The organism is Oceaniovalibus guishaninsula JLT2003, from assembly GCF_000299575.1.
Lineage (GTDB): Bacteria > Pseudomonadota > Alphaproteobacteria > Rhodobacterales > Rhodobacteraceae > Palleronia > Palleronia guishaninsula.
Genome location: NZ_AMGO01000062.1, coordinates 44,595 through 55,988 on the forward strand (window position 1 = coordinate 44,595; position 11,394 = coordinate 55,988).

11 protein-coding genes are annotated in these 11,394 nt (G+C 66.8%); all 11 read left to right on the forward strand.

Annotated elements, in window-relative coordinates; genetic code table 11:
• Nucleotides 1-21 precede the first annotated feature (21 nt).
• Nucleotides 22-1,440 carry a TRAP transporter large permease gene (locus OCGS_RS13015; protein ID WP_007427711.1) on the forward strand — a complete coding sequence of 473 codons (1,419 nt, stop codon included), beginning with the start codon at nt 22-24 and terminating at the stop codon, nt 1,438-1,440.
• Complete coding sequence (locus tag OCGS_RS13020) at nt 1,430-2,794, forward strand: amidase (RefSeq protein WP_040611043.1); 1,365 nt, start codon at nt 1,430-1,432, stop codon at nt 2,792-2,794. Before OCGS_RS13015 ends, OCGS_RS13020 begins: the two co-directional genes overlap by 11 nt.
• Entirely contained in the window at nt 2,791-2,943 is a 153-nt protein-coding gene (locus tag OCGS_RS15125; protein WP_007427713.1) for a hypothetical protein, read from the forward strand. Before OCGS_RS13020 ends, OCGS_RS15125 begins: the two co-directional genes overlap by 4 nt.
• Nucleotides 2,944-3,009: 66 nt before the next feature.
• A complete protein-coding gene (locus OCGS_RS13025) occupies nt 3,010-5,307 on the forward strand; it encodes a heavy metal translocating P-type ATPase (protein WP_007427714.1) in 2,298 nt (765 codons plus the stop codon).
• The gene (gene cueR, locus OCGS_RS13030; protein ID WP_007427715.1) at nt 5,304-5,714 is read left to right on the forward strand and encodes a Cu(I)-responsive transcriptional regulator; all 411 of its coding nucleotides are present in this window, start codon (nt 5,304-5,306) and stop codon (nt 5,712-5,714) included. The genes OCGS_RS13025 and cueR overlap by 4 nt, the downstream gene beginning before the upstream one ends.
• Before the next feature lie 13 nt (nt 5,715-5,727).
• Nucleotides 5,728-6,489, forward strand: a complete 762-nt coding sequence (locus tag OCGS_RS13035) for a MauE/DoxX family redox-associated membrane protein (RefSeq protein ID WP_007427716.1) — start codon at nt 5,728-5,730, stop codon at nt 6,487-6,489.
• A 58-nt stretch (nt 6,490-6,547) separates the two neighbouring features.
• The gene (locus OCGS_RS13040) at nt 6,548-7,345 is read left to right on the forward strand and encodes a S49 family peptidase (protein WP_007427717.1); all 798 of its coding nucleotides are present in this window, start codon (nt 6,548-6,550) and stop codon (nt 7,343-7,345) included.
• 4 nt (nt 7,346-7,349) lie between these two features.
• Nucleotides 7,350-7,514 carry a hypothetical protein gene (locus OCGS_RS15335; RefSeq protein ID WP_007427718.1) on the forward strand — a complete coding sequence of 55 codons (165 nt, stop codon included), beginning with the start codon at nt 7,350-7,352 and terminating at the stop codon, nt 7,512-7,514.
• On the forward strand, nt 7,515-8,462 hold the full coding sequence (locus tag OCGS_RS13050) for a calcium/sodium antiporter (protein ID WP_007427719.1): 948 nt from the start codon (nt 7,515-7,517) through the stop codon (nt 8,460-8,462).
• The gene (locus tag OCGS_RS13055; RefSeq protein ID WP_007427720.1) at nt 8,459-9,241 is read left to right on the forward strand and encodes an SDR family oxidoreductase; all 783 of its coding nucleotides are present in this window, start codon (nt 8,459-8,461) and stop codon (nt 9,239-9,241) included. Before OCGS_RS13050 ends, OCGS_RS13055 begins: the two co-directional genes overlap by 4 nt.
• Nucleotides 9,242-9,514: 273 nt before the next feature.
• A partial coding sequence (gene uvrC, locus OCGS_RS13060; protein ID WP_040611044.1) for an excinuclease ABC subunit UvrC occupies nt 9,515-11,394 on the forward strand: 1,880 nt, incomplete at its 3' end.

Sequence of the window (11,394 nt, forward strand, 5' to 3'; positions counted from 1 at the left end):
CCCCTATCGGAGTTGCCGACAGTGACCGACCCCCAGGCCGCGCTTTCCATGCTGGCCATCTTCATCGTGCTGGTCTTTCTGGGCTTCCCCATCGCGTTCACGCTGATGGCGCTGGGCCTGTTCTATGGCTACTTCGCCTATTACGACGAAGGCCGGATGTGGCGTGCCTTCGACCGGCTGGGCGACGATGCCGGCGCGTTGGAAAGCTGGCGGTTGTGGTTCGAGGGGTTTCTGAACAACCGCATCTTCGACCTGCTCGTCAACCAGACCTACACGGTGATGTCGAACGAGGTTCTGACGGCGATCCCGTTGTTCCTGTTCATGGGATATATTGTCGAGCGGTCGAACATCGTGGATCGCCTGTTCGGGTCGCTGAACATCGCATCGAAAAACGTGCCGGGGTCGATGGGGGTCGCCGCGCTGATCACCTGCGCCCTGTTCGCCACGGCGACGGGCATCGTCGGGGCGGTGGTGACGCTAATGGGCATGCTGGCGCTGCCGCAGATGCTCAAGGCGCGCTACGATCCGTCCTTCGCGGCCGGGATCATCTGTGCGGGGGGAACGCTGGGCATCCTGATCCCACCGTCGATCATGCTGATCGTTTATGCCGCCGCTTCGGGCGTGTCGATCGTGCGGCTTTACGCGGCGGCGATCCTGCCGGGCCTGATCCTCGTGGGGCTCTATCTGCTCTATGTCGTCGGACGGTCGATCCTTCAGCCGAAGGTCGCCCCGCGCCCGACTGACGACGAGGTGCCCGATGTCCCGGCGGGCCGCCTGATCTGGATGCTGATCACGTCGTTCTTCCCGCTGGCCGTCCTGATCCTTGCCGTGCTGGGCTCCATCCTGTTCGGGCTCGCTACCCCGACCGAAGCCGCTGCCATCGGCGCGCTGGGCGGCATCGTGCTGGCCGTCGCCTATCGCGCGATGACCTTCCTACGATTGCAGGAAAGCGTCTATCTGACGGTGCGGACGACGGCGATGGTCTGCTGGCTGTTCGTCGGCAGCTACACCTTCTCGTCGGTCTTCTCGTATCTGGGCGGCGAACACATCATCAGCGACTTCGTGCAGGGGATGGACCTGACCCCGCTGCAATTCCTGATCCTGGCGCAGATCATCATCTTCCTGCTGGGCTGGCCTCTGGAATGGTCCGAGATCATCATCATCTTCGTGCCAATCTTCCTGCCGCTGCTGGAACTGTTCGGCGTCGATCCGCTGTTCTTCGGCATCCTCGTGGCACTGAACCTGCAAACGTCCTTCCTGACGCCGCCGATGGCCATGTCGGCCTATTACCTCAAGGGGATCGCGCCGCCCGAAGTGCAACTGACCATGATCTTCAAGGGCATCATGCCGTTCCTGTTCATGGTCATCCTGTCGATGATCATCGTCTACAACTTCCCCGGCGTGGTCTATAACCTGCCCGAGATGTTCTATGGGGCGTGAGGGCGCGAACAGGGTGCCGGTCGTCACCCTGACGGCGACCGACCTGCGCGACCGCATCGCCGCGGGCGCGCTGAGCGCCGAGGAAGTGGCGAATGCCTTTCTGACCCAGATCGAGGCACGCGAGCCCGCCATCGGGGCCTGGGCCTTTCTCGACGGCGACGACATGATCGCGCAGGCGCGGCGTCTGGATGCCGACCGGCGCGCGGGCCGGCCGCTGGGCGCGCTGCATGGCCTGCCGGTCGCGGTGAAGGACGTGATCGACGTGGCCCGGATGCCGACCGGGAACGGCACGCCGATCGACGATGCCCGTATCGCCAGCGAGGACGCGACCTGCATCGCGCGCCTTCGGGCGGCGGGCGCGATCATCGCCGGCAAGACGGTGACGGCCGAGCTGGCCTTCATGCATCCCGGCAAGACGCGGAACCCGGTGAATGGCGGCCATACGCCGGGCGGATCGTCCAGCGGATCGGCGGCGGCGGTCGCGTCCCGCATGGCTCCGCTGGCTATCGGCACGCAGACCGGCGGTTCGGTCATCCGCCCGGCATCGTTCTGCGGCTGCGTCGGCTACAAGCCCACCTTCGGGCGCATTTCACGCGCGGGCGTTTTGCGCCAGTCCCAGACGCTCGATACAATCGGGGTATTCGCGTCGTCCGTCGCGGATGCCGCTCTGTTGGGTGACGCGCTGTTCGGTCACGATCCGCGCGACCCCGCCATGCGGCCCGGTCCCGGTCCCCGTCTGCTGGAAACCGCGCGCGCCAGGCCCCCCGTCACGCCCACCCTTGCCCTGTTGCGGATGCCGGGCTGGGAGGAGGCGGTCCATCCCGACATGGCCGCCGCGCTGGACGAACTTGCCGATCATCTGGGCGACCGATGTTTCGAGGTGACGCTTCCGCCCCTCTATGACGACGCCGTTCGGATTCGGGAACGGATCAACCTGGCCGAGATGGCGCGCAACTTCGACCGTTACGCCCGCCACCGCGAGGCGTTGTCGCCGCGCATGATCGCCGCGCTGGACGAAGGCGGCAGCATTACCGCGCGGGACTATCTGGTCGCGCTCGACTGGCCCGAAATCCTTCATGCCGGGCTGAAGGAAATCCTGTCGCGGTGCGATGCGATCCTGACAGCCGCCGCACCCGGCCCGGCCCCCGAGGGGCTGGAAAGCACCGGCAACTCGATCTTCAACGGCCTGTGGACGATGACCGGCATGCCCGCGGTCACGGTGCCCTTGTTCGAGTCGCAGGACGGCCTGCCGATGGGCGCACAGCTTGTCGGGCCGCGCGAGGGCGACGCACGGCTGCTGCGGACGGCGGGCTGGTTGGTCCGCACCTTGTCACCCAAAGGAGAGGCGCGATGACCCGCTTGCTGACGATCCTGGCGTTCTGCACCCTGCTCGGGTTTCTGGGCATCCTCGTCTTCGAGGTGATGCGCGTCGATCTTGCCATTGTGGCGGGGGCGACCCTGCTGCTGGTCGGAATCGACAGCCTGCGCGCCGGAAAGTCCTGACGGCCCTTGACCTTCCAGTTACGGGAACCCCTATCTTCGGGTTTCGCGGACGGGAAGGAACGGCTGATGCAGGAAACGGTCACGCTTAATGTCGATGGAATGTCCTGTGCGTCATGCGTGGGGCGGGTCGAGCGGCTGCTGGCGGGAACGCCGGGGGTCGAGGCCGCGAGTGTCAACCTTGCCACCCGCCGGGCCGAGATTGCGGTCGGCGCGGACGCGCCCGCGCCGGACGCTCTGGCGCGCCTTGTCACCGAGGCGGGCTATCCCGCGACCGTCAGACAGGATGATGAACGGCGCGACGATGAAGGCAGGACTGCCGAGACCCGGCTTCTGGCCCGCCAGACGCTGATTGCCGGCCTGCTGACGCTGCCGGTCTTCGTGCTTGAAATGGGCAGCCACTTCGTTCCGGGCATGGCGGGCGCGATTGACCGGACCATCGGCTTGCAGGCCAGTTGGCTGATCCAGTTCGCGCTGGTCACGCTGGTGCTGGTCTGGCCGGGGCGCCGGTTTTTCGTGACCGGCATTCCCGCCTTGCTGAAAGGCGCGCCGGACATGAACGCGCTGGTCGCCCTCGGCACGGCTGCCGCATGGGGCTATTCCACTGTCGCGCTGTTCGCGCCGGCGCTGCTGCCCGCCGCCAGCCGCGCCGTCTATTTCGAGGCGGCGGCGGTCATCGTCACGCTGATCCTGCTGGGCCGCTATCTGGAAGCGCGTGCGCGGGGCCGGACGGGGCAGGCCATCCGCAACCTTCTGGCGCTTCAGCCGCGCGATGCGATGGTCGAACGCGACGGTGTCATCGTGCGGATCGAGAGCGGCGACATCCGGCCCGGCGATACGGTCGTCATGCGCCCCGGCGAACGGATTCCGGCCGACGGTATCGTGATTTCGGGAAGTTCGTGGATCGACGAAAGCATGATCACCGGCGAACCCGATCCGGTGCGGAAGGATGTCGGCGCGGCCATCGTCGGCGGCACCGTGAACGGGGCGGGCATGTTGCGGTTCCGCGCGGAACGCGTCGGCGCGGATACCGTCCTGTCGGGTATCGTGCGGATGGTCGAGAATGCGCAGGGCGCCAAGCTGCCGATCCAGGGCGCGGCCGACCGCGTGGTGCGCTGGTTCGTTCCTGCCGTGCTGCTGGCGGCGCTGGCGACGATCGGCGCGTGGCTGGTCTTCGGCCCCGAGCCCGCGCTGACGCTGGCCCTGGTCTCGGGCGTGTCGGTCCTGATCATCGCCTGTCCATGCGCGATGGGGCTGGCCACGCCGACCAGCGTGATGGTGGGCACGGGCCGCGCGGCCGAGATGGGCGTTCTCTTTCGCAAGGGCGATGCCTTGCAGACGCTGTCGGACGTGCGCGTCGTCGCCTTCGACAAGACCGGCACATTGACGCTCGGCCGTCCCGAACTGACCGGCATGCGCGTCGTGCCGGGCGAGGACGAAAACCGCATCCTCGCGCTGGTCGCCGCGGTCGAGGCCGCGTCCGAGCATCCGGCCGCCCAGGCCATCCTGTCCGCCGCCGGGGACCGTGGCATCGTGCCGCCCACGGCGGAGGGCGTCGAGATCGGCGTCGGGGCGGGGATCCGCGGCCGTGTGGACGGTCACGATGTCCTTGTGGGGGCCGACCGCTATCTGGTGCAGCACGGTGTGGCGGCCGGCGGTCTGGACGATGCTGCAAGGGACATGGCCCAGGCGGGGCGCAGTCCGATCCGCGTCGCGGTGGACGGGCGGATGGTCGCCCTGCTGGAAATCGCCGATCCCGTCCGGCCGAACGCTGCCGCCGTCGTGGCGGAAATGCGGCGCATGGGCCTTCGGGTCGCCATGGTCACGGGCGACAACGCGGGCACGGCGCATGCGGTGGCCGAAGGTTTGGGCATCGACGACGTGTTCGCCGAGGTGACACCCGAAGGCAAGCTCGACACCGTCGAGGCGCTGCGCGGCCGTCATGGCGCGTTGGCCTTCGTCGGCGACGGGATCAACGATGCGCCGGCGCTGGCCGCCGCCGATATCGGCATCGCGGTCGGAACCGGCACCGACATCGCCATCGAGGCAGCGGACGTGGTGCTGATGTCGGGCGATCCGGCAGGCGTGCTGCGCGCGGTCGCGATCAGCCGCGCCACCTTGCGCAACATCCGGCAGAACCTGTTCTGGGCCTTCGCCTACAACACCGCGCTGATCCCGGTCGCGGCAGGCGTGCTTTGGCCGCTGACGGGAACGCTGCTGTCGCCCATGCTGGCCGCGGGCGCGATGGCGCTGTCGAGCGTCTTCGTTTTGGGCAACGCGCTGCGGCTGCGGCGCTTCGGCGCCGGACGCGTCGTGCGGCCCGCCGTATCCCCGGCAAGCCGCTATGTGGCGGAGCCTGCGGAATGAACATCAAGGAAGCAGCCGCGCGGTCGGATCTGCCGCCCAAGACGATCCGCTATTACGAGGAAATCGGCCTGATTGCGCCGCAGCGTGACCTGAACGGCTATCGCCGGTTCGCCGAGGCGGATCTGCATCGCCTGACCTTCCTCAGCCGTGCCCGCGCGCTGGGGTTCAGCATCGAGGAATGCCGCACGCTGCTTGCCCTCTGGGCGGATCGAAGTCGGGCCAGCGCGGATGTGAAGCGTCTGGCGCAGGGCCATCTGACCGCCATCGAGGCCAAGATCGCCGATCTGAAAGCCATGCACGACACGCTGTCGGGGCTGGTCGCGGCCTGCGCGGGCGACGGGCGGCCCGATTGCCCGATCCTGCACCGCCTTGCCCCCGAAAACGAAACCCAGCGGTCGAACGGTTGAGAGAGGACGTACCATGCCCAAGGACAACATTTCCAAGCAGGCCGAACTCTATCGCATGGTCATGCCCGACCATCTGTGTCCGTTCGGCCTGAAATCCAAGGATCTGCTGGAACGCAAGGGGTTCGAGGTGGACGACCACCCCCTGACCACGCGTGAGCAGACCGACGCCTTCAAGGCGAAACACAACGTCGATACCACGCCGCAGACCTTCATCGGCGGCGAACGGATCGGCGGTTACGACGATCTGCGGGACTACTTCGGCGAGGACGTGCCCGAAGAAGGCGAGACCAGCTATCGCCCGGTCATCGCCATCTTCGGCGTCGCCTTCCTGATGGCCCTGGGGCTCAGCTGGTTCGTCTACGGCACGGTGCTGACCGTCCGTGCAGTCGAATGGTTCATCGCCGTCTCGATGTGCTTTCTGGCCGTGCAGAAGTTGCAGGACATCGAAAGCTTCTCGACCATGTTCCTCAATTACGACCTGCTGGCGCGGCGCTGGGTACGCTACGGCTATCTCTATCCCTATGGCGAGGCGCTGGCGGGGATCCTGATGGTGGCCGGTGCGCTGGTCTGGATCTCGGCGCCCGTGGCATTGTTCATCGGGACGGTCGGCGCGGTGTCGGTGTTCAAGGCGGTCTATATCGACAAGCGCGAACTGAAATGCGCCTGCGTGGGCGGCAACAGCAACGTGCCGCTCGGCTTCGTGTCGCTGACCGAGAACGTGATGATGATCGTCATGGGTCTCTGGATGCCGCTGCGGGCGCTTGGCGTCTTCTAGGGATGCGGCATCCGGCGGCAGGGTTGCTGGCGGGGGCGCCACGGCTTATGTGCGGGGCATGAAGCGCTTCGTGCCTTTCCTGTCGTCCGATCCCGTGGTGGCCGTCATCCGTCTGCAAGGGATCATCGCAACCGGCGGGGCAGGGCGTCTGAACGATGCCGCTGTCGCGCCGCTGATCGAGAAGGCGTTTCGCAGGGGCAGACCCCGCGCCGTGGCGCTGATGCTCAATTCCCCCGGCGGCAGTCCCGTCCAGTCGTCGCTGATCGCCGGGCGCATCCGGCGGCTGGCCGACGAAAAGCGCGTGCCCGTGATCGCCTTTGTCGAGGATGTCGCGGCATCGGGCGGTTACTGGCTGGCCTCTGCGGCGGACGAGATTTTTGCCGACGCGACGTCCATCGTCGGGTCCATCGGCGTGATCTCGGCCGGGTTCGGCTTCAACGAATTCATCGAGCGTCACGGCGTCAAGCGGCGCGTCTATACGGCCGGGCGGTCGAAATCCATGCTGGATCCCTTCCGCCCCGAAGATCCGCAGGACGTGGCCCGCCTGCGCCAGTTGCAGGACCAGATCCACGACGCCTTCATCGCGCAGGTGAAGGCGCGGCGCGGCCCGCGGCTGTCGGACGATCCCGGCCTGTTCACCGGACAGGTCTGGGTCGGCGAACGCGCGCGCGCGGTCGGGTTGATCGACGGCATCGGCCACATGGTTCCCGAGATGAAGCGCCGCTTCGGCGACAAGGTGCGCTTCAGCGGCTATCGCCAGCGTCGCCCGCTGCTGGCGCGGCTCGGCATGGGCGTGGCCGAGGCGGCGCTGGCCGGGATCGAGGATCGCGCCGCCTACGCGCGCTTCGGGCTGTGACGGCATGATCAAGATCGTCACGCTGTTCCTGATCGGCATGGTCGTGCTTGCCATGTTCGGCCGCCTGCGTTTTCCCGGCCAGAAGAAGCTGGCGTCGATGAAATGCGCCGCCTGCGGCCGGTATCGGCTGGGCAGCGCCCCATGCCCCTGCGGCGGGAAACGGCGCTGAATGGATTTTCTGATTGCCGGACTGGGGCTGGCCCTGTTGTTGGCGGCCGGCGACCTGCTGGTGCGGGGCGCGGTGAATACCTCGCTTCGGCTGGGCGTGCCCGCCCTGATCGTCAGCCTGACCATCGTGGCATTCGGAACGTCGGCGCCTGAACTTCTGATCTCGGTCCAGGCGATCCTGAACGACGCGCCCGGCATCGCACTGGGCAATGTCGTGGGATCGAATACCGCCAACATCCTTCTGGTGCTGGGCGTGCCCGCGCTGATCTCGGGCCTGAGCATGGAGAATTGCGACAGCCGCAAAAGCTATGTCCTGATGCTGGCCGCCAGCCTGCTCTTCATCGGGGTCTGCGCCCTGGGGCCGATCACCTGGCTGCACGGCCTTGTGCTGCTGGCGGGTCTGGCTTTCGTGCTGACCGGGCAGTTTCGCGATGCGCGCGCGCATCGCAGGCGCGAAAGGGAAACGCCCGCCATCGACGAACCCGAAGGCGCCGATCCCGACCTGCCGTGGTGGCGCATCCTTCTTTATCTGGCGCTGGGTCTGATCGGCCTGCCCTTGGGCGCCAGCCTGCTGATCGACGCGGCGACGTCCATCGCGCAGCGCTTCGGCGTCAGCGACACGGTGATCGGCCTGACGCTGGTGGCCATCGGCACGTCGCTTCCCGAACTCGCCACGACCGTGGTGGCCGCGATCCGGCGGCAGGCGGACGTGGCGCTGGGCAATGTCATCGGGTCGAACATGTTCAACCTGCTGGCGATCATCGGACTGGCATCGCTGGTGGGGAACATTCCGGTCGACCCGTCCTTCCTGACCTTCGACCTGTGGGTGATGCTCGCCGCGTCGCTACTGCTGCTGCCTTTCGTGCTTCTGCGCTGGCATATGGGGCGGGTCTGGGGCGTGATCTTCTGCGCGCTTTACGTGGGGTATCTGGCGGTGGTGGTGACATGACGCGACGGGCGATCGTGACGGGCGCAGGCGCGCGGCTGGGCCGTGCGATGGCGCTGCATCTGGGGCAGAACGGCTGGGACGTGGCGGTTCACTACAACAGCGCGTCGGACGGGGCCGGAGAGGTCGTCCGCGATCTGCGCGGCATGCACCGGACCGCCGTGGCGCTGGGGGCCGACCTGCTGGACGACGATGCCACGGCATCGCTGATCCCCCGCGCCACGGAAGCGCTGGGCGGGCCGCTCACGCTGCTGGTCAACAACGCCTCGATCTTCGAGCATGACACCCTCGCCTCCGCCACGGTCGCGGGGTGGGACCGGCATATCGGATCGAACCTCAAGGCGCCCTTCTTCCTGACGCAGGCATTTGCCGCCCAGGCGCCCGAACCCTCGACGGACGAAAACGACGAGCCCGTTGCCAACGCGCTGGCCGTCAACATGCTGGACCAGCGCGTGCGCAAGCTGACGCCGGACTTCGCGACCTACACGCTGGCCAAGATGGGCCTCTGGGCACTGACGCGCACGGCGGCGCAGGCGCTGGCCCCGGCCGTCCGGGTCAACGCCATCGGCCCCGGTCCGACCCTGCGCGGCACCCGCCAGACCGAGGATCATTTCGCCCGCCAGCGCGCCGCCACGATCCTCGAGCGGGGCGCGGACCCTGCCGCGATCTGCGGCGCGCTCGATTATTTCCTTGGCGCGCGATCCGTCACCGGCCAACTGCTTTGCGTCGATGGCGGCCAGCATCTCGCCTGGCAGACCCCCGACATTCTGGGCGTCGAATAGCCCCCTAGCGAGGGTGCGACAAAAAGTTATCCGCCGCGCCTGTCCGCCGTCCCATATCGTACCCGGTTTCCGCAACTTTTCGGGATACGAGCGTCCGACAATAAAATGTCGTTTCGTTCCAATAGTTTGGAGATATGCACAAAAAAGCGGCAAACCGATGAAGTCCGCGCGCCGACACGATAAATCTGCGTTGACCCTGACTGCCCCACAGACTTGTCCACAGTTTCGGGGGATGTCTTACACCTTGAACCCGGCCGGGTAGAGTTGCAGCCGATGACGGAATCAGATCCGACGACCCAGTCCCAGGACCGCCCCCGCGGTCACGCCTGCGTGCAATCCTATCTGCGCAGTCTCGACAGCTCTCCGGGCGTCTACCGGATGCTGGACGAACAGGGGGCCGTTCTTTACGTCGGCAAGGCCCGCAACCTGCGCGCGCGGGTGTCGAACTATGCCCGGCCTTCGGGGCACAGCCCCCGCATCGCCCGCATGATCCGCGAAACCGCGTCGATGATGTTCCTGACGACGCGGACGGAGACCGAGGCGCTGTTGCTCGAACAGAACCTCATCAAGCAGCTCAAGCCCCGCTACAACGTGCTGCTGCGCGACGACAAGTCGTTCCCGAATATCCTCGTGACCGGCGACCATGCCTTTCCGCAGATCAAGAAGCATCGCGGCGCCAAGACCGAGAAGGGCGATTATTACGGCCCCTTCGCCAGTGCGGGGGCGGTCAACCGGACGCTGACGCAGTTGCAGCGCGTGTTCCTGCTGCGCAACTGCACCGATGCGATGTTCGAATCCCGTACCCGGCCCTGCCTGCTTTACCAGATCAAGCGGTGCAGCGCCCCTTGCGTCGGCAAGATCGGCGAAGGCGATTATCGCGCGCTGGTCAAGGATGCCGAAAACTTCCTCCAGGGCCGCACCACCAAGGTGCAGGCCCAGCTTGCCCGCGAGATGGAGCAGGCCAGCGCCGCGATGGAGTTCGAGCGCGCCGCCGCCCTGCGCGACCGGATCCGCGCCCTGACCCAGGTGCAGGGCAGCCAAGGCATCAACCCCGAAGGCGTGTCCGAAGCCGACGTGATCGCGCTGCATATGGAGGGCGGGCAAGCCTGCGTGCAGGTGTTCTTCATCCGCGCCAACCAGAACTGGGGCAACCGCGATTATTATCCGCGCACCGGCAGCGGCGCCGACGCGGCCGAGGTGATGGCCGGTTTCATCGGCCAGTTCTACGACACCCGCGAACCGCCGCGCATGCTGCTGCTGTCCGACGAGATCGAGGATTGCGACCTGATGCAGGACGCGCTGTCGGAAAAGGCGGGGCGGCGCGTCCAGATCCTTGTGCCCCAGCGGGGCGAAAAGAAGGATCTCGTGGCCGGTGCCCTGCGCAACGCCCGCGAAAGCCTGGCGCGCAGGATGAGCGAATCCGCGACCCAGACCCGTCTGCTGGCCGGACTGGCCGAAGCCTTCGATCTGGACGCGCCGCCGCAGCGGATCGAGGTTTACGACAACAGCCACATCCAGGGCACGAATGCCGTGGGCGGCATGATCGTGGCGGGGCCCGAGGGGCTGATGAAGAACCAGTATCGCAAGTTCAACATCAAGGGCACCGACCTGACGCCCGGCGACGATTTCGGCATGATGAAAGAGGTTCTGACCCGCCGCTTCAAGCGCTTGCTGAAGGAAGATCCCGACCGGCAGGAAGGCCATTGGCCCGATTTGCTGCTGATCGACGGCGGCGCGGGACAGGTCAGCGCGGTGGCGTCGATCATGCGCGATCTGGGGGTCGATGACATCGCCATGATCGGCGTCGCCAAGGGCATCGACCGCGACGCCGGCAAGGAGGAGTTTCACCGCACGGGCAAGCCTGTCATGGCGCTGCGGCACAACGATCCGGTGCTCTATTTCGTCCAGCGCCTGCGGGACGAGGCGCATCGCTTCGCCATCGGCGCCCACCGCGCCAAACGGTCCAAGGCCGTGGGTGCAACGCCGCTGGACGATGTGCCGGGCATCGGCGCCGCCCGCAAACGCGCCCTCTTGCAGCATTTCGGCAGCGCCAAGGCCGTCTCGCGCGCCGATCTGGCCGATCTGAAAGCCGTCGAAGGCATCTCGGCCAGCATGGCACAAAAGATCTACGACTACTTCAACGAACGGGGGTG